The sequence below is a fragment of the Hydrogenophaga sp. genome, assembly GCF_965657535.1.
Classification (GTDB): Bacteria; Pseudomonadota; Gammaproteobacteria; order Burkholderiales; family Burkholderiaceae_C; genus Hydrogenophaga.
Map to the genome: position 1 here is coordinate 21,845 of NZ_CBFHOP010000003.1, position 18,492 is coordinate 40,336.

Annotated in this window: 18 protein-coding genes; 11 read left to right on the forward strand and 7 right to left on the reverse strand. The window is 63.1% G+C overall.

Annotated features, from left to right (window positions below; translation table 11 throughout):
• Positions 1-10 precede the first annotated feature (10 nt).
• Positions 11-1,519, reverse strand: coding sequence for a leucyl aminopeptidase (locus ACTG4K_RS05335; RefSeq protein ID WP_439113171.1), 1,509 nt, complete (start codon positions 1,517-1,519; stop codon positions 11-13).
• 25 nt (positions 1,520-1,544) lie between these two features.
• Here ACTG4K_RS05335 and lptF point away from each other — a divergent pair, with 25 nt between their 5' ends.
• Genes lptF through ACTG4K_RS05360 form a run of 5 tightly spaced genes read left to right on the forward strand, consistent with a single transcriptional unit; the run spans position 1,545 to position 6,318 of the window.
• Positions 1,545-2,669 (forward strand): LPS export ABC transporter permease LptF, encoded by a 1,125-nt coding sequence (gene lptF / locus ACTG4K_RS05340; protein WP_439113172.1) that lies wholly within the window; start codon positions 1,545-1,547, stop codon positions 2,667-2,669.
• A complete protein-coding gene (gene lptG / locus ACTG4K_RS05345; RefSeq protein WP_439113173.1) occupies positions 2,666-3,784 on the forward strand; it encodes an LPS export ABC transporter permease LptG in 1,119 nt (372 codons plus the stop codon). The genes lptF and lptG overlap by 4 nt, the downstream gene beginning before the upstream one ends.
• A 7-nt stretch (positions 3,785-3,791) precedes the next feature.
• Positions 3,792-4,157, forward strand: a complete 366-nt coding sequence (locus tag ACTG4K_RS05350) for a sirohydrochlorin chelatase (RefSeq protein ID WP_439113174.1) — start codon at positions 3,792-3,794, stop codon at positions 4,155-4,157.
• The gene (locus ACTG4K_RS05355) at positions 4,154-5,098 is read left to right on the forward strand and encodes a CysB family HTH-type transcriptional regulator (protein ID WP_439113175.1); all 945 of its coding nucleotides are present in this window, start codon (positions 4,154-4,156) and stop codon (positions 5,096-5,098) included. The genes ACTG4K_RS05350 and ACTG4K_RS05355 overlap by 4 nt, the downstream gene beginning before the upstream one ends.
• 41 nt (positions 5,099-5,139) lie before the next feature.
• Positions 5,140-6,318 (forward strand): pyridoxal phosphate-dependent aminotransferase, encoded by a 1,179-nt coding sequence (locus tag ACTG4K_RS05360; RefSeq protein ID WP_439113176.1) that lies wholly within the window; start codon positions 5,140-5,142, stop codon positions 6,316-6,318.
• 17 nt (positions 6,319-6,335) lie between these two features.
• Here the strand turns inward: ACTG4K_RS05360 and ACTG4K_RS05365 are convergent, their stop codons facing one another.
• The 6 genes from ACTG4K_RS05365 to cysS form a co-directional block, all read right to left on the reverse strand.
• Positions 6,336-7,052 (reverse strand): twin-arginine translocation signal domain-containing protein, encoded by a 717-nt coding sequence (locus ACTG4K_RS05365; RefSeq protein WP_439113177.1) that lies wholly within the window; start codon positions 7,050-7,052, stop codon positions 6,336-6,338.
• Positions 7,053-7,166: 114 nt separating this feature from the next.
• Positions 7,167-8,447, reverse strand: coding sequence for an aspartate kinase (locus ACTG4K_RS05370; protein WP_439113178.1), 1,281 nt, complete (start codon positions 8,445-8,447; stop codon positions 7,167-7,169).
• 98 nt (positions 8,448-8,545) lie between these two features.
• Positions 8,546-9,436 (reverse strand): tRNA lysidine(34) synthetase TilS, encoded by an 891-nt coding sequence (gene tilS, locus ACTG4K_RS05375; RefSeq protein WP_439113577.1) that lies wholly within the window; start codon positions 9,434-9,436, stop codon positions 8,546-8,548.
• Between the two features lie 106 nt (positions 9,437-9,542).
• The gene (locus tag ACTG4K_RS05380; protein ID WP_439113179.1) at positions 9,543-10,532 is read right to left on the reverse strand and encodes an acetyl-CoA carboxylase carboxyltransferase subunit alpha; all 990 of its coding nucleotides are present in this window, start codon (positions 10,530-10,532) and stop codon (positions 9,543-9,545) included.
• Positions 10,533-10,668: 136 nt separating this feature from the next.
• The gene (locus tag ACTG4K_RS05385; RefSeq protein ID WP_439113180.1) at positions 10,669-11,319 is read right to left on the reverse strand and encodes a DNA-3-methyladenine glycosylase family protein; all 651 of its coding nucleotides are present in this window, start codon (positions 11,317-11,319) and stop codon (positions 10,669-10,671) included.
• Positions 11,319-12,707, reverse strand: a complete 1,389-nt coding sequence (gene cysS, locus ACTG4K_RS05390) for a cysteine--tRNA ligase (protein ID WP_439113181.1) — start codon at positions 12,705-12,707, stop codon at positions 11,319-11,321. The genes ACTG4K_RS05385 and cysS overlap by 1 nt, the downstream gene beginning before the upstream one ends.
• 272 nt (positions 12,708-12,979) lie before the next feature.
• On the opposite strand from cysS, the gene ACTG4K_RS05395 reads away from it, so the two are divergent.
• The 6 genes from ACTG4K_RS05395 to ACTG4K_RS05420 all read left to right on the forward strand — a co-directional run bounded on the left by ACTG4K_RS05395 (position 12,980) and on the right by ACTG4K_RS05420 (position 18,415).
• The gene (locus ACTG4K_RS05395) at positions 12,980-13,996 is read left to right on the forward strand and encodes a tetratricopeptide repeat protein (RefSeq protein WP_439113182.1); all 1,017 of its coding nucleotides are present in this window, start codon (positions 12,980-12,982) and stop codon (positions 13,994-13,996) included.
• A gap of 260 nt (positions 13,997-14,256) precedes the next feature.
• Complete coding sequence (locus ACTG4K_RS05400; protein WP_439113183.1) at positions 14,257-15,501, forward strand: L,D-transpeptidase family protein; 1,245 nt, start codon at positions 14,257-14,259, stop codon at positions 15,499-15,501.
• On the forward strand, positions 15,501-16,109 hold the full coding sequence (locus ACTG4K_RS05405; RefSeq protein WP_439113184.1) for a peptidylprolyl isomerase: 609 nt from the start codon (positions 15,501-15,503) through the stop codon (positions 16,107-16,109). Before ACTG4K_RS05400 ends, ACTG4K_RS05405 begins: the two co-directional genes overlap by 1 nt.
• A gap of 2 nt (positions 16,110-16,111) precedes the next feature.
• Positions 16,112-16,618: a peptidylprolyl isomerase gene (locus tag ACTG4K_RS05410; RefSeq protein ID WP_439113185.1), complete on the forward strand. Its 507-nt coding sequence runs from the start codon at positions 16,112-16,114 to the stop codon at positions 16,616-16,618.
• A gap of 42 nt (positions 16,619-16,660) precedes the next feature.
• On the forward strand, positions 16,661-17,500 hold the full coding sequence (locus ACTG4K_RS05415; RefSeq protein ID WP_439113186.1) for a UDP-2,3-diacylglucosamine diphosphatase: 840 nt from the start codon (positions 16,661-16,663) through the stop codon (positions 17,498-17,500).
• Positions 17,501-17,518: 18 nt separating this feature from the next.
• On the forward strand, positions 17,519-18,415 hold the full coding sequence (locus ACTG4K_RS05420) for a zinc-dependent peptidase (RefSeq protein WP_439113187.1): 897 nt from the start codon (positions 17,519-17,521) through the stop codon (positions 18,413-18,415).
• Positions 18,416-18,492 lie beyond the last annotated feature (77 nt).

An 18,492-nucleotide genomic window follows, 5' to 3' on the forward strand; every position in this document is an offset into this window, starting at 1 on the left:
GACCAACCCGTCAGGCTTTGCGTGCGCGTTTACTGGCTTTCTTGGGTTCGGTGCTGGGTACGGCTGCCGGTCGGGCCGCCTCGTCCAGCAGGTATTGCAGCAACAGCGGCACCGGCCGGCCGGTGGAGCCTTTTGCGGCGCCGCTCTTCCAAGCCGTTCCGGCAATGTCCAGATGCGCCCAAGGCAGATCGGCTGTGAACTTTTGCAGAAACTTGGCGGCGGTGATGGAGCCGCCAGCGCGCCCGGCCACGTTGCCCATGTCGGCAAAGTTGGACTTGAGGCCTTCGGCGTACTCATCGTCCAGCGGCATACGCCAGCAGGGGTCCATAGCGCTTTCGCCAGCTTGCTGCAGCGCTGTGGCGATGTCGTCGTGGGCTGAAAACAGCCCCGAACGCACGGCGCCCAGCGCGATAACACAGGCACCCGTCAAGGTGGCAATGTCCACCACGCTGCGGGGCTTGAAGCGCGCCGCATAGGTGAGCGCATCGCACAAGATCAAGCGGCCCTCGGCGTCGGTGTTGAGGATTTCAATGGTCTGCCCGCTCATGCTGGTGACCACGTCGCCGGGCTTCACCGCCTGGCCATCGGGCATGTTCTCGCAGCTGGGAATCAACCCCACCACGTTGATGGCGGGCTGCAACTCGGCCAGCGCGGCAAAGGTGCCGAGCACGCTGGCCGCGCCACCCATGTCGAACTTCATTTCGTCCATTTCAGCCGCAGGCTTGATGGAGATGCCCCCCGTGTCGAACGTAATGCCCTTGCCCACCAGCACGACCGGCGCGCTGGACTTGGCCGCACCGGTGTAGTGCATGACGATGAAGCGCAGGGGCTCCACCGAACCGCGCGCCACCGACATGAAGGCACCCATGCCCAGAGCGGCCACTTCTTTGGGGCCCAACACCTCGGTCTTGATGCCGGGCTTTCGCCCGAGCTTGCGGGCGGCTTCGGCCAGCATGCTGGGGGTGGCATGGTTGGCCGGCCGGTTGGCCCATTCTTTGGCGAACTCCACGCCGGTGACCATGGCCTTGCCGGCTTCAAAGGCGGCTTGAACCGCAGGCGCATCGGCCACCGCCACCACCACCGCTTGCAAAGCACGCGCTTTGGCCGACGGTTTGGTGGTGGTGTAGGTGTAGCTGGCATCTGCACAGGCTTGCACCGCCGCACGCACCGCGCCGCTGTTGTGGTCCAGCAGGCTCAGCACCAGACCGAGTTTTTTGATGTTGGGCTGCTTGAGGGAAGCCAAACCGGCGGCGACTGCCTTGCGCACCGCGCTGCCCGAGCCATCGCCCGCCCGCACCAGCACCACGCGGCGGGCTTTGATGCCGGGCACCCGGTAACAAGACAGCGTTTTGCCCAGACCGGCTTCCAAATCCCCCTTGCTGGCGGCCTCGGACGTGAGGGTGGCCAAAGCGCCCGCCAGCGGCGTTGCCGACAGGTTGTCGGGCACCAGCACCAGCAAGGCATCGGCTGCCATGGAGGCGGCTTGTTCGGGCGAAAGGGATTTAAGTTCGAAGTCCATAATTGCGTTTTCCTGTTGTCATTCGATGTTATTCCATTCTTCCATTCGCAAAGAGCTGGCCCGCAGCTTCGGGGCCACGCTGGTCGTGCTGTTCACCATCGTGCTGACCATGCTGCTGATCCGCACGCTGGGCCTGGCCTCGCGCGGCAGCGTCAACCCCGAAGAAATCATGCTGGTGCTGGGCTACACGGTGTTGGGCCGCATGCCCACCATCCTGACGCTGGCGCTGTTCATCGCCATTGTCTTCACGCTTTCGCGCATGTACCGCGACAGCGAAATGATCATCTGGTTCGCCAGCGGACGCTCGCTCGGGGGCTTTATGGGCCCGGTGATGCGGTTTGCCTGGCCGATCTTGCTGGTCATTGCGTTGATGGTGTTTTTTGTGTGGCCTTGGGCCAACCAGCAAACCGAGGACCTGCGCAGCCGCTTCCAGCGCCGCGGCGATTTGGAACGCATCGCGCCCGGGCAGTTCCAGGAATCGTCCAGCGGGCGGCGCGTGTTTTTCATTGACAAAGACACCGCAGATGGCACCGAAGGGCGCAACATTTTTATCTCCAGCAAGGAAGACGATGGGCGGGAGACCATCACCTCGGCGCGTTCGGGCCGCATCGAATGGATCGACGAGCAACAGATGCTGATGCTCAACAACGGCCAGCGTCTGGAAATTGACGCTGACCAAAGCAGCCTGCGCGTGAGCGAGTTTGAGGAATACGGTACCCAGGTGGGCGAAAGTGCTGCGGTGGCCGGTGGCGCGCAAGGGCTGAAAGCCCGACCCAGCTGGGACCTGATTCGTGACCCCACCCAGGCCAATCTGGGTGAGCTGGGCTGGCGTGTGGGCATGGCCTTGACGGCTGTCAATTTCGTGCTCATTGCGCTTGCCACCACAGCCGGCAACCCGCGCGCCGGGCGCGGCGGCAACCTGTTTTTCACCCTGTTCGCCTTCGTGTTTTATTACAACCTGCTCAACCTGGGCCAAAGCTGGGTCGCCAAAGGCTTGGTGGGGCTGGGCACCTTCATGGGGCTGCTGCACGGTGTGGTGTTTGTGCTGGCGCTGCTGTGGCTTGCCAAACGCCACAACAATCTGACCCTGCGCGACTGGCTCCATGCCACGCGCAACAAGGGCCAGCAAGCCAGGGAAGCGCGCGCATGAAAACCATTCGCCGCCTGATTTACGGAGAAATTTTTGTCGCTGTGGGGTTCGTCCTCATGGCGTTCCTGTCGCTATTTTTCTTTTTTGATTTTGTGGACGAATTGCCCGCGCTGGGCCGGGTGTCGCCGATGGACGCCAACATGGTCTACGAAATCCGGCACGCCCTGCTGTACGTGGTGCTGCTCATGCCGAGCCGGGTGTACGAGCTCATGCCCATTGCGGTGCTGATCGGCTCGGTGTTTGTGCTGGCGCGTCTGGCCCAGGGGTCGGAATACACCATTCTGCGCACCAGCGGCCTGGGGCCTTGGCGGGCGCTGCGCACCCTGCTGGGCCTGGGCGCCATCTTTGTGGCCCTGACCTTTGCGATTGGTGACTATGTGGCCCCTTTGGCTGACAAAACAGCGCAACTGCTCAAGGCCACCTACCAGGGTCGTATCAGCCTGGGGCAAACCGGCGCCTGGCTCAAAGAGCGGCAGGCCTACAGCAACTTTTCGGTCAATGTGGGTTCCTTGTCGCCCCAGGGCAGTCTGGGCGATGTGCGCATTTTCGAGTTCGACAACCAAGGTTTTCTGGTGTCCACCGTACAGGCCAACGCTGGGCAGATCGAGGCCGATGAGTCCTGGACGTTGATGCAAGTGGAGCGGCGGGAGTTTGATACCGCAGGCTTGGCCTCGGCGCGCATCACCCGCAGCACGCTGGAGACCTTTCGCTGGCCCAGCAGCATCAGCACCGAAATGGTGTCTGTGGCCCTGCTCAAACCCGAGCGCATGCGCACCGCCGACCTGTTCGCCTACATTCGCCACCTGGAAGCCAACAACCAGACCGCTCAGCGCTACGAAATCGAGTTCTGGCGCAAAGTGTTTTACCCGCTCAGCTGCCTGGTCATGGTGGTGCTGGCCCTGCCCTTTGCCTATTTGCATTTCCGCTCGGGCAGCATCACCGGCTATGTGTTTGGTGGTGTGTTGATCGGCATCAGCTTTTTCCTGCTCAACAACGTGTTCGGCTACATCGGCAACCTCAACCAGTGGCAACCCTGGTTGGCGGCGGCGTCGCCGTCCCTCATTTATTCGGTTTTTTCACTAGGCGCCTTTGGCTGGCTGGTGCTTCGACGATAGGTTCAACATGCTTGGTGTGATTGTTTTTGCCCACGGTTCGCGCGACCCGCTGTGGCGCTTGCCGGTCGAGTCGGTGGCACAACAGATTGAGCGCAGCGACCCTGCGGCCCGGGTGTCGTGCGCCTACCTGGAACTCTGCGAGCCCGACATGGCCACCGCCGCGCGCCAGATGGTGGCGCAGGGTGTGAGCCGCGTGCGCGTTCTGCCGCTGTTTTTTGGCATGGGCAAGCACGCGCGCGAAGACCTGCCGGTGCTGATGGCCGAGCTGGCCCAGGCCCACCCCGGGGTGCGGTTTGAACAACTCCCGGCTGCCGGCGAAGACCCGCGCCTGACCGCACTGCTGGCCACCATCGCCCTAGAAGAACAGCCATGAACCTGCACCAGTTCCGTTTTGTGCAGGAGGCGGTGCGCCGCAATCTGAACCTGACCGAGGCGGCCAAAGCCCTGCACACCTCGCAGCCCGGGGTTTCCAAGGCCATCATCGAACTGGAAGACGAACTGGGCATTGAGATTTTTGCCCGCCACGGCAAGCGCATCAAACGAGTGACCGAGCCCGGCGCTCAGGTGCTCAAAAGCATTGAAATCATTTTGCGGGAGGTGAACAACCTCAGGCGCATTGGCGAGCAGTATTCGGCACAAGACAGCGGCACGTTGTCTATTGCCACCACCCACACGCAGGCCCGCTATGTGCTGCCCGGGCCGGTGGCTGCGTTGCGCCAGGCTTACCCCAAGGTGGGGATCAGCCTGCACCAGGGCTCGCCCGACCAGGTGGCCAAGATGCTGATGGAAGAAGTGGCAGAAATCGGCGTGGCCACCGAGTCGCTGGTGAATTACCCGGAGCTGGTCACCCTCCCCTGCTACGAATGGCAACACGTGCTGGTGTTCCCGTTTGACCACCCGCTGCTGGCGCGTGAGCGCGTCACGCTGGAAGATCTGGCCCAGGTGCCACTCATCACCTACCACCCGAGCTTTACCGGCCGCACCCGCATTGACCAGGCATTTGCCCTGCGCCACCTCAAGCCTAACGTGGTGCTCGAAGCCATCGACTCGGACGTGATCAAGACCTATGTGAAACTGGGTATGGGCGTGGGCATCGTGGCCGAAATGGCCATGCAAGGCGAGAACCAGACCCCCGACCTGGTGGCCCGCCCCGCAGCCCAGCTGTTTGGCCACAACCTGGCGCGCGTGGCCTTCAAGCGCGGGACCTACTTGCGCCACTTCGTGCTGCGCTTTGCCGAACTGCTGAGCGACCGCCTGAGCCGCGACGCGATCTTGCGCGCCATGAGCGGCACGCCGGATGACTATGAGCTTTGACGCCCCTCTGCTCTCGACTTCCCAGATATTCGGACATTGACATGCCTTCTCCAGCCCCCCTCACCCCTGTTCTCACCTCGCGTCTGCCCACAGTGGGCACCACCATCTTTACCGTCATGTCGGCGCTGGCAGCGGAAACGGGAGCGGTCAACCTGGGCCAGGGGTTCCCGGACTTTGGTTGCGACCCGGCGCTGGTGGATGCCGTGACCCGCGCCATGCAGGCCGGCCACAACCAGTACCCGCCCATGCCCGGCGTGCCCGCCTTGCGCCAAGCCATGGCTTCCAAAATGCAGGCGCTCTACGGCTTGGCCTGCGACCCGAACACCGAAATCACCGTCACCGCCGGCGCCACCCAGGCCATCCTCACCACCATCCTGGCGGTGGTGCACCCGGGCGATGAGGTGATCGTGCTGGAGCCTTGCTATGACAGCTATGTGCCCAACATCGAACTTGCCGGCGGCGTGGTGGTGCGCGTGCCGCTCACGCCAGGCAGCTTCCGGCCCGACTTTGACCGCATCGGTGCCGCCATCACACCGCGCACCCGCGCCATCCTGATCAACAGCCCACACAACCCCAGCGGCCAGGTGTGGAGCGCGGCCGACATGCTGCAGCTGCAAGACCTGCTGGCCCCCACCAACGTGCTGCTGATCAGCGACGAGGTGTATGAGCACATGGTGTTTGACGGCCAACAGCACCAGAGTGCGGCGCGTTTTCCTGGTCTGGCTGCGCGCGCTTTCATCATCAGCAGCTTTGGCAAGACCTACCACGTCACCGGCTGGAAAGTGGGCACCGTGGTGGCGCCGGCTGCGCTCACCGCCGAATTTCGCAAGGTGCACCAGTTCAACGTGTTCACCGTGAACACGCCCATGCAGCACGCGCTGGCCGCTTACATGGCTGACCCCGCGCCCTACCTGAACCTGCCGGCCTTCTACCAGCGCAAGCGCGACTTGTTTCGCGACGGACTCGCCAGCACCCGCTTCAAGCTGTTGCCAGGCGCTGGCACCTACTTCCAGTGTGTGGACATTTCCGGCTTGGCCGTGCCCGAGCGCGACCTGCCCGAAGCCGCGTTTTGCCAGTGGCTCACACGCGAAATGGGTGTGGCGGCGATTCCGCTGTCGGCGTTTTACGGCAACGGTTTTGACCAGAAGGTGGTGCGCTTTTGTTTCGCCAAGCAAGACGAGACGCTGCGCGAGGCGCTCAAACGGCTTGCCCGCTTATGAGCCACTGACCGCTCGGCTCAGCAGCGCACGGCGTTGCGGCAAAAGCTGTCCAACTCCCGCACCATGCTGCGCCCGGCCACCGCCTGCTTGGCCCGGGGGCCCGCTTCCAGGCTCAGCTTCATTTCGTACTTCTTGAAAAAGTCGTCAAACAGCTCACCGCCCAGCGTGCCGGTGGCGGTGAGGGTGTCGGCCTTGGGGTCGTGCTCTAGCAGCACGGCACACAGCGGCTGCTCGGCTGGGCCACCCAGCACCTGGGCACCGCGCGCCGGGTCGTACTGGCTGTGGTCGGCGCAACAGTGAATCAGGTCGCTGCCTTTGCTGGGTGTCTGGGGGTTGAGCGCCGCACCTTTGCGAAAGCTGATGAAACTCAGGTCTTTGGTGGGGTAGACCAGCTTGTGCGCACAAATGGCAGAAAACGCCACCAGACTGCGCGCTGGCCCTACACCGCCCGGCCACTGGTAAACCTGCTGGTCCCGGGTGCGCAGGCTGGTGGCTTGCGCGGGCTTGCCCAGGTCGAGCAAGAACACCGGCGTGGCTTCAAATGGATAGTGAAAAACATAGTTGGTCTGCGCACGCAGGCGCGAGGCCTTGACGGGCTGGCCCAGCTCATCGGTCAGCAACACACGGCCATAAGCGCGGGGCTTGGCGTCTGCCGCCCAGGCTTGACCGGCCACTGTGGCTGCCAGTGAGCCTGCGCCCAAAGCGCAACGCTCCACAAAGTCACGACGGTCCATGTGTTGCTCCTCATCAGTCGACGGTGGCACACACCACCAGCCCGCACAGTGAAACGCAAGCGGTGGGGTGCTGTCAACCCTGAAGGTGGTTGCGCACCTGATGCAACACTGTGTCTACCCGGCAATCGTGTCGGCGGTCTGGTCCAGATCAAACTCGCGGTGCAACGCGCGCACGGCCAGCTCCATGTATTTCTCGTCGATCACCACCGAGGTCTTGATTTCCGAGGTGGAGATCATCTGGATGTTGATGCCTTCGTCGCTCAGGCACTTGAACATGCGGCTGGCCACGCCCACATGGCTTCGCATGCCGATGCCCACGATGCTGACCTTGCAGATGCGCGCGTCGCCCACGGCGTCGGCAGCGCCGAGCTCGGGGACCACCTTGGACTTGAGCAAGTCCATGGTTTTCTGGAAATCGTTGCGGTGCACCGTGAAGCTGAAGTCGGTCTTGCCGTCTTTGCTCAGGTTCTGGATGATCACATCGACTTCGATGTTGGCAGCAGCCACCGCACCCAGGATTTGGTAGGCAATACCCGGCTTGTCGGGCACGCCGAGCACGGAGATCTTGGCTTCATCGCGGTTGAAGGCAATGCCGGAAACGACGGCTTGTTCCATTTGTTCGTCTTCCTCAAAAGTGATCAGGGTGCCGGAGGCGGCTTCTTCATTCAGGTCAATGTCCCAGGGCGTGAAGCTTGAGAGCACACGCAGCGGCACCTTGTATTTGCCGGCGAATTCCACCGAACGGATTTGCAGCACTTTGCTGCCCATGCTGGCCATTTCCAGCATCTCTTCAAAGCTGACACGCAGCAGGCGCCGCGCCTCGGGCACCACACGAGGGTCGGTCGTGTAAACGCCGTCCACATCGGTATAAATCAGGCATTCGGCCGCCTTCAGCGCAGCGGCCACCGCCACAGCCGAGGTGTCGCTGCCGCCACGGCCCAGGGTGGTGATGTTGCCGTGGGGATCCACACCCTGGAAACCGGTCACGATGACCACTTTTCCAGCGTCCAGATCGGCCCGCACGCGGACGTCGTCAATCGACTCGATGCGGGCCTTGGTGAAGGCGGTGTTGGTTTTGATGGGCACTTGCCACCCGGCATAGCTCACGGCCTGCATGCCTTCGGCCTGCAAGGCAATGGCCAACAGGGCCGACGAGGCCTGCTCGCCGGTGGAGGCCAGCATGTCGAGTTCGCGGCTGTAGGCGGTGTCGGTGTTGGCAGGCGCCAGCTCTTTGGCCAGGCCCAGCAGGCGGTTGGTTTCGCCGCTCATGGCGCTGGGCACCACCACCATCTGGTGGCCTGCCTTGTGCCATTTGGCCACGCGGCGTGCAACGTTACGGATGCGCTCGGTCGACCCCATGGAGGTGCCGCCGTACTTGTGAACAATCAAAGCCATCGGGTTGGATTGGGTTGGGTAGGTCGTTGGAAACGGCAGGCCCCACCTGAGCGCACGGTGCCTACCGCCGGTTGCCCGACTAGGGCAAAACCCTTGGATTATATCGGGGGGGTGTAGCTCAGCCGTTCACCTGAGCGGGCCACAAAGCCACTGGCCACCTTGAGGTGGATGCGATGCCCCCGCGTGCGGCAGTCCGCCAGCTGGTCCAGCAGCTCGGCCAGCTGCGCCGCGCTGGCCGCCACACCGTGGCAGGCGCGCAGCCAGTGGCGCAGCGCATTGGCCTGGCGCTCGCGGCTGAGGGCTTGCAATGCTGCCACGGCAGGCGGCTCACCGGTCTGGGCCAGATCGAGCCGGGCCAAGTCGTCGAGCAGAGTTTGCGCCTGGGCCGCATGGCGCGCACTGCGGGCCAGCATGGGACGAAACCCTGGGAAGCAGGCCTCCCAGGCGGGCATCAACACCGCGCGAATGCGGTTGCGCGTGTAACGCACATCGGTGTTGGTGGGGTCGTCCACAAACGCATGGCCCGAGGCCTGCAGCCAGCCTCGCAGTTCGGCAGACGCAACCGCCAACAAGGGGCGCCCAAACAGCACGCCATGCCGCTCAAACCGCTCGGCCATCCCAGCCAGGCCAGGCAGTCCGGCACCCCGGCTGAGCGCCAACAACACGGTTTCAGCCTGGTCGTCGGCGTGCTGCCCCAGCAGCACCACGTCTGCGCCCGATTGCTGCGCCATGCTGGCCAGCGCGGTGTAACGCTTGTCCCGGGCGACCGCCTCGGGGCTTTCGCCAGGGCCGTGCGCCGCCTGCACCCGCCTCACCTGCAAAGCAATGCCATGCAGCGCGCAGAAAGCCCGGGCGTGGGCCTCAAAGCCATCGGCAGCGGCCTGCAAACCGTGGTGCACGTGAAGGGCAACGACCCGACCGGGCCAGCGGAAGTGTGCGGCCAGCAGCAAGGCAGAGGAGTCGGCTCCAGCGCTGTAGGCCACGGCCATTTGCGCTCCGGCCTGTAACGCCCCGCCCTGTCCGGGCTGCCAGCGCTGGCACCACTGCTCCAACGCCTGTTCGCAGGGGTTGGTGGGTGGTGCGCCGGCGCTCACGTCAGCGCTTGACCGCTTTGCTGTCGGCTTTGGTATCGGTGAACCGGCCGTAGCTGTTGATACGTGCATAGCGCCGCTCGAGCAGCTCATTCACCTTGAGGTCTGCCACCTGGCGCCAAGCATCGGTCAGACCGCGCTTGAGGAAAGCGGCCATTTGCTTGTGGTCGCGGTGCGCACCGCCCACGGGTTCGTTCACGATCTTGTCCACCAGCCCCAGCGCTTTCAGGCGGTGGGCGGTGATGCCCAGCGCGTCGGCCGCGTCGCTCGCCCGGTCGCTGGTTTTCCAGAGAATGGAGGCACAGCCTTCGGGGCTGATCACCGAATACACCGAGTATTGGAGCATCAACACCTGGTCGGCCACCGAAATGGCCAGCGCACCGCCCGAACCGCCTTCACCAATGATGGTGGAGATGATCGGAACTTCCAGCTGCGCCATTTCAAAAATGTTGCGCCCGATGGCTTCGGACTGCCCGCGCTCTTCGGCGTCGATACCGGGGTAAGCGCCCGGCGTATCCACAAAGGTGAACACCGGCAAACCAAATTTTTCAGCCACCTTCATCAGGCGCAGCGCCTTGCGGTAGCCCTCGGGCTTGGTCATGCCAAAGTTGCGCAGCCCGCGCTCTTTGGTGTCGCGGCCTTTTTGGTGGCCTAACACCATGCAAGGCTGACCGTTGAAGCGCGCCAGACCGCCAACGATGGAGAGGTCGTCGGAGAAGTGGCGATCACCGTGCAGTTCCTGGAAGTGCGTGAAGATGTCGCGCACGTAATCCAGCGTGTAGGGCCGGTCGGCGTGGCGCGCAATCTTGGTGATCTGCCAAGGCGTAAGGGTGCTGTAGATGTCTTTGGTCAGCTGCAGGCTCTTGCGTGCCAGCTGTTCTATTTCGGCTGAAATGTCCACCGCCGACTCGGTCTGCACATAACGCAACTCTTCAATTTTGGATTCGAGCTCGGCTATGGGTTGCTCGAAGTCGAGAAAATTCTTTTTGGCCAAGGTGTAACTCCTGTGGTCTTGTAAGGTGGTAGCGGCTGCACCGCTTCACCGCAGCACCGGCCAAGCAGATCTTTGGGAGGGGCTCCTGCGGAGAAGGTCGCGGTAGGCGGCGAGCAAACGCCCAGGTTAAGCTGTTTCAGTAGGCCACGGGGGCCGGATCCAGAGACCGCCAAATATACCAAGTTGCCACGCTGCAATAGGGCGCCCAGCTGGCCGCCACTTCGCGTATCTCACTGCGGCTCACCGGCTCACCCGAAAAATAGCACCGGCTGATGCCGTTCTGCAAACCCACGTCGTCCAGCGGCAGCACGTTGGGCCGCATCAGGTGAAATATCAGAAACATCTCGGCCGTCCAGCGACCAATGCCGCGAATGGCCACCAGCTCGGTAATGATGGCTTCGTCGTCCATGTCGGCCCAGGCATTCACATGCACCTGGTCGTTGGCAAAGTGCAGCGCCAAGTCCACCAGGTATTCCACCTTGCGGGCCGACAGGCCGGCCCCACGCATGTCGTCCACCTTGAGCTTGAGCACCTGCGCCGGCACCATGGCTGCAGGCAGCAGGGCAAAGCGGTCCCAGACCGACTGCGCCGCCTTCACCGAAATCTGCTGGCCCACGATGCTGCGCGCCAGGGTGACGAAGGCGTCGCCGCGCGACTCCAGGCTGACGCCGGTGTGCTGCGGGATGAGCTTTTTCATCACGCGGTCGCGTTTCATCAGGTGGCGGCAGGCGTCTTGCCAGTACGTGGGAGCACCCGGGCCCACATCGGGCAACGAAGCCACCGCCATCAAGCACGCTCCCAACTCGTGCCCGCAGGGCCGTCTTTGAGCACCACGCCCTGGGCCAGCAGCAACTGCCGAATGCGGTCGGCTTCAGCGAAGTTTTTTCCTTGTTTGGCTGCAGCGCGGTCGGCAATCAGGTTTTGAATCTGGGTTTCGTCCAGACCGCCTGCAGCAGCCCCCCCGCTTTGCAGGTAGGCCACGGGGTCGGCCTGCAGCAGACCCAGCGTGTTCCCCAATGCCCGCAACAAACCAGCGAGCGCCGCGTCCTTGCTGCGGTTCACCTCGCTGGCCAGGTCAAACAACACCGCCACCGCGTCGGGTGTGCCGAAATCTTCATCCATAGCCGCCCGGAAACGCGAAGCGAACGGCGAGGACCAGTTGATGGCAGCGGGCACATCGGCCTTCACGGCCGCCAAGGCGGTGTACAGGCGCTTGAGCGACGCGCGGGCGTCGTCCAGGTGCACGTCGCTGTAGTTCAACGGGCTGCGGTAGTGGGCTCGCAAGATGAAGAAACGGACTGTTTCGGGATCGAACTTCTGCAGCACCTCGCGGATGGTGAAGAAATTGCCCAGGCTTTTGGACATTTTTTCGTTGTCCACACGCACAAAACCGTTGTGCATCCAGACATGCGCCAGCGGCTGGCCGCTCGCGCCCTCGGACTGGGCAATCTCGTTTTCGTGGTGCGGAAACTGCAGGTCAGCGCCGCCACCGTGGATGTCAAAGGTCTCGCCCAACGTGGCGCAACTCATGGCCGAGCACTCGATGTGCCAGCCCGGGCGCCCCTGTCCAAACGGGCTGTCCCACTTGGCCTCGGCAGGCTCGTCGGGCTTGGCCGATTTCCACAACACAAAGTCCAGCGGATCGTTCTTGTCGCCCGCCACCGCCACACGCTCGCCCGCGCGCAGGTCGTCCAGGGACTTGCCCGAAAGCTTTCCGTAGCCGTCAAACTTGCGCACGGCAAAGTTCACGTCGCCGTTGTCGGCCTGGTAAGCCAGGCCTTTGGTCTGCAATTGCCCGATCAACGACAGCATCTGCGGCACATAGGCCGTGGCGCGTGGCTCCAACGTGGGTGGCTCAATGCCCAAGGCGCACGTGTCCGCATGCATGGCTACGGTCATTTCATCCGTCAAGGCGCGCAGGCTGATGCCGCGCTCCACCGCACGTTTGATAATCTTGTCGTCAATGTCGGTGATGTTGCGCACATAGGTCACGCGGTAGCCGCTGACCTTGAGCCAGCGCTGCACCACGTCAAACGCCATCATCATGCGGGCGTGCCCGATATGGCACAGGTCGTAAATCGTCATGCCACACACATACATGCGCACATGGCCGGGTTCAATTGGCCGCAATTCTTCCAGGCGACGCGACAGCGTGTTGTAAATTTTTAGAGTCATGAAGGTCGAGATTTTCGGGTGCGGGGTGGAGCGCTGATGGCATAAAAACCGCTGCGCTCATGCTGTGTGTGACAACGTCCACGTGTGGGGTTGCACAGGCTTCAAACCCGTTGTCCCGCAACCATTGGACCTACACCCCTCAGATACAATCTGCCAGTATAGCCAGCCGATGCTGTGACAGCGTGCGAATACGGGCCACCAAACCGTGTTTCATGTCCCGCCGCACGACACACCAGAACCCATCCGCTCCTCGAGGTCCCATGAGCCACTCAATGACACACCCCTTTACCCAGCCACGCCAGTCCACCAGCGCCAGCCTGGGTAAACAGCTCTGCCGGCTGGCCTTGTCGGTGGCGGTTGCGGCCACCTTGGCCAGCCCGCTGGCCATGGCACAGCCCGACGAGTACGCTGACGTCAACCGCCTGGTGCGGGCTGGTCAGTTCAATGAAGCACTGATCAAGGTCGACCAGTACCTGGTCACCAAGCCCCGCGATCCTCAGATGCGTTTCCTCAAGGGCGTGATCCAGACCGAAGGCGGCAAGCCCGCTGAAGCCATCGCAACCTTCAGCAAACTGACCGAAGAGTTCCCTGAACTGCCCGAGCCCTACAACAATCTGGCCGTGCTGTACGCAGGCCAGAGCCAGTTTGACAAAGCCCGCGCGGCCCTGGAAATGGCCATCCGCACCAACCCGAGTTACGCCACCGCGCACGAAAACCTGGGCGACGTGTACGCAAAACTGGCCAGCCAGGCTTACAGCAAAGCCTTGCAACTCGACGCAGGCAACGCCGCCGTAGCGCCCAAGCTCAGCCTGATCCGCAACCTGTTTGCCGCCGACGCCAAAGGTGCACGCCCGGCTCCAACCACCGTGGCCTCAGCCCCTACGCCCGCGCCGGTGGTTACGCCGGCAGCCAAGCCAGCGCCAGTGCCAGCGCCCGCTGCATCCGGCGGCGCTGAAGACGACGTGGAAGCAGCCGTCCAGGCCTGGGCCAAAGCCTGGTCGTCCAAAAACATGACCAGCTACTTAGGCGCCTACGCCCCCAGCTTCACGCCGCCAGCTGGCCAGCCCCGCAGCGCCTGGGAAGCCGATCGAAAGGCCCGCATCGTGCCGCGCTCACGCATTGGCGTCGACATCAGCGACCTCACCGTCTCCGTCAGCGGTGACCGGGCTACCGCGCGTTTTCGCCAGGCCTACAGCTCCGACACCCTCAACGTCACCAGCCGCAAGGTGCTCGATATGGTCAAAAGCGGTAACCGCTGGCTGATCGTGCGCGAGTCCACAGGTTCTTGATGGCCGGTCGGCGTTATTCTCAGCATGGGTACGCCGCGCTCCCCAAGGTGAGCGTCCGCTCCGTCCCAAACCGGAACTGGCGCAGCGCTCTGGGTCTCGTTGCGGCGCTCGCTGCGGCCGCCGTGGCTGCCCTCTTGTTTTCAGGCTGGGGCCGTGCAACGCCAGGCTCTTCCGGGTCGCGCACCGTCGTGGAACCAGTGGCTGCCGTGGCTGGCCAAGCGGCCGCGCCTGCCGCGCCGGCATCACTCATCGACAGTGCCATGGCCAGGGTACAAGACGCTGCGCAGGCACTGACTGGCCAACCGCCCTCCGGCCTGAGCAGCCAGCCCCTGACCGGCGACGGTTTCCAGCAGGTGAGCCCTCTGCTGGGGCGGGCCGAAGCGCAGCTGATTGAAATCTACCAGCTCATCAGCCAAGGCGAGCGCCGCGATGCGCTGGCCAAAACCGAAGCGCTGGTGCGCGCGCACCCTAACTTTCAGTTGGCACAGCTGGTGCTGGGCGACCTGCTCACCCTGCAAACCCGACCGGTGCGTCTGCTTGGCGACGTGCCCGACACCAAGGCCACTGCTGCTGCCGCGCAACTGGCGGTGTTGCGTGACGAATCGCGCCGGCGCCTGCGCGCGCTCACCGAACGCCCCCCCGAGGGCCACATTCCCACCCAGTTTCTGACGCTGTCGTCACAAAGCCGCCACGCCATCGCCATCGACGCATCGCGTTCTCGTCTCTACCTGTTTGAAAATACAGCGTCTGCTGCGCCTGACGCTGCCGGCCGGCGCAGCCCACAGCTGCGCCTGTTGGGCGACTACTACATTTCGGTAGGTCTTTCGGGCATTGAAAAAATGGTAGAAGGCGACAAGCGCACCCCTTTGGGCGTGTACTACATCACCAGCAACCTCAACCCGTCCGACCTGCCCGACCTGTATGGCGTGGGTGCTCTGCCCATCAACTACCCGAACCCGCTCGATGTGCAACGGGGCAAGACCGGCAGCGGCATCTGGCTGCACGGCACACCGCGCGAACAGTTTGTGCGCGCACCGCAGGCGTCTGACGGCTGCGTGGTGATGTCCAACCCCGATCTCCAGCGCCTGCTTTCCACGGTGCAGATTCGCACCACACCGGTGGTGATTGCACCTGAGCTGCAATGGGTAGAACCATCGGCCCTGGACGCCGACCGCCAGCAGTTTGAAGCCGCGCTCGAAGCGTGGCGCAGCCTCAAGAGCCAAGGCAAACTGAGCGAGCTGAAGGGCTTTTATTCCGACCGTTTTCGCAGCCAAGGCCGCGATCTGGCCCAATGGTGGCCCCGCGTTGAAGGCGAAATCCGCTCAAGCGGCCAGCGCGAACTGGCACTCAAAGACGTGTCCATGCTGCGTTGGCGCGACACCGAAGACACCATGGTGGTGACCTTTGGCGAGGTCGCTATGGGCCAAACCCGTGGCTCGACCAAGCGCCAGTACTGGATGCGCGAAAGTGACCAGTGGAAAATATTTTTTGAAGGAACGCCCTGATGACTCCACAGCCCTTGGCTTTGCGGCTCAAGCGCCGCCAGATCGGTACCCTGCTGGCCACCGCCACCCTGGCCGCAGCACTGGCGCCAATGGGTGCCCTCGCCCAAACCGCTGCGCCCAAAGTGCGCATCACCACGCCCATGGGCGACATCGTGCTGGAACTCTACCCCGACAAAGCACCCAAAACGGTGGACAACTTTCTGCAGTACGTGCGCGACAAGCACTACGACGGCACCATCTTTCACAGGGTCATGGATGGTTTCATGATTCAGGGCGGCGGTTTCACGGCCGATTTTCAGCAAAAAGCCACCCGCGAGCCCATTCCCCTGGAGGCGAAAAACGGCTTGAAGAACGACCGCGGAACCCTTGCCATGGCCCGCACAGCGAACCCCAACTCGGCAACCGCCCAGTTCTTCATCAACGTGGTGAACAACACCATGCTGAATGCACCGAATCCCGACGGCTACGGTTACACCGTATTCGGCAAGGTGATTCAAGGCATGGACGTCGTGGACAAAATCAAAGCCGCACCCGTCGGCAACAAGGGGCCGCATCAAAACGTGCCCCAATCCCCCATCACCATCCTCAAAGCCACTCTGGAGAAATGACCATGGCCAACCCCCAAGTCGAACTGCACATCGCCAACTTTGGCGTCGTTACCCTGGAACTCGACGCCGACAAAGCCCCTTTGTCCACCGCCAACTTCCTGGCCTACGTGAACAAGGGCCATTACAACAACACGGTGTTTCACCGCGTCATTCCCGGCTTCATGGTTCAAGGTGGCGGCTTTGAGCCCGGCATGAACCAGAAGCCCAGCGACGCCCCCATCAACAACGAAGCCAACAACGGCCTCAAGAACGACCAGTACACCGTGGCCATGGCCCGCACCAGCGACCCCCATTCGGCCACCGCTCAGTTCTTCATCAATGTGTCGAACAACGGTTTCCTGAACCACACGGCGCCCAGCGCGCAAGGCTGGGGCTACGCCGTGTTTGGCAAAGTCGTCTCCGGCGCTGACATCGTCAAGAAAATTGAAGGCGTGGCCACGGGCCGCAAGGGCTTCCACGACGACGTGCCGAAAGAAGACGTTGTGATCGAAAAAGCGGTCGCCATCTAAACACTGACAGACAACAGAGGGGGCTCGCAGCCCCCTTTTTCTATGGACGAATCCCACACCGCCCCTTTTGCCGAATGGCACGCCCCGGTGCACTGGCAGGCGGTCGATTTCATTTCAGACCTGCACCTGCAAAGCAGCGACACGGCCACGTTTGACGCCTGGCTGCATTTCTTGCAGCGACCCGTCACCCAGCGGGCCAATGCCCTATTCATCCTGGGCGACCTGTTTGAAGTGTGGGTGGGCGATGACGCGCTGCACCCCAACGGCGGCGAACCGCAACACACCCCAGAAGACGAACACCCGTTCTGGCGGGCCTGTGCAGCCGCGCTGAAGGCCCACAGCCAACACACGCCGGTGTTTTTCATGCACGGCAACCGCGATTTTTTGCTCGGACCGCACGCCCTGAGCGCATGCGGCATGCAAGGCTTGAGCGACCCCACCGTGCTCGTCTTTCAAGCGCAGCGCTGGCTGCTCAGCCATGGCGACGCGCTGTGTCTCGACGACACCGACTACATGCACTTTCGGGCTATGGTGCGCGAGCCAGCATGGCAACGCGACTTTTTGGCCCGCCCCCTTACCGAACGCGAGACCATCGCACGCAACCTGCGCCAGCAAAGCCTGGCACGCAAAGCCCACACGGCGGGCGACCCCACACGCTGGGCCGACGTGGATGGACCCGCTGCCCGCGCCTGGCTGCAGCGCAGCGGCTGCACCAGCCTCATTCACGGTCACACCCACCGCCCGGCTTGCCACGATCTGGGCAATGGACTGCAGCGCGTGGTGCTGAGCGACTGGGACCTGAACGCACGGCCACCACGGGCCGAGGTGCTGCGCCTGGACGCGCAAGGCCTGCACCGCCTGCCGCTCGCAGCGGGTGGCTAAGGCAAGCGACGTTCGCTCATGCCCATAGGGACATTTCCTTCGCTTCCTGCTGCTGTCCAGCGCTGGCTGCCCCGCAAGCTGCGCAAGCCCCAGGCCATGCCCGAGCCCTTGTGGCAGCGCACCTTGGCGAGCCATCCCTTTCTGGCCGTGCTCAGCGCACAAGAGCAGCAGCACCTGCGCCAACTCTCGGCACACTTTCTGATGGAAAAAGAGTTTCACGGCGCCAACGGTCTGGACATCACCGATGCCATGGCGATCGCCATTGCCGCCCAGGCCTGCTTGCCCTTGCTGCACATGGGCGGCGTGGGCAGCCTGGGCCCAGACCCAGACCGCTTGAAAGCGCTGGACTGGTACAGCGATTTTGTGGGCATCGTGGTGCAACCCGGCGCTGCTGTGGCGCAGCGAGAAATCACCGACCGCAGCGGCGTGGTGCACCGCTACCGCGAAGTGCTGGCGGGCGAAGCCATGGACCGCGGCCCGATCATGCTCAGCTGGCAAGAAGTGGCGCACGCCGCCGACGCAGCGCCCGGCGGCAGCAACGTGGTGATCCACGAGTTCGTCCACAAAATAGACATGCACCGCATGCGCCCCGGCGACAGCCCTGACGGTGCGCCGCCCTTGCCTCAAGGCTTCATGGGACTGCAAAACCCCACCGAAGCGCGCGAACACTGGCGAGGCACCATGCAACACGCCTACGACCACTTTCGCGAGGCGGTGGCCATGGCCGAGCGTTTCGGTGGCGAAAAACCCTGGCTGGATGATTACGCCGCCAAAGACCCTGCCGAATTTTTCGCGGTAACCTGCGAAGCCTATTTCGTCAGCCGTGACCGCTTTGCCCAAGAGTTTCCCGAGCTGCTACGGCTGTACGACAGCTTTTTCAGACCCCAGGCAACCCGGCCACGGAACGGTGCGTAAAACGCCTACTGCTTGAACTAGCCGCCCAAAAACGCAGGCAGCGCCTGCGAGAGCGATCCGTTCACATCAGCCGAACC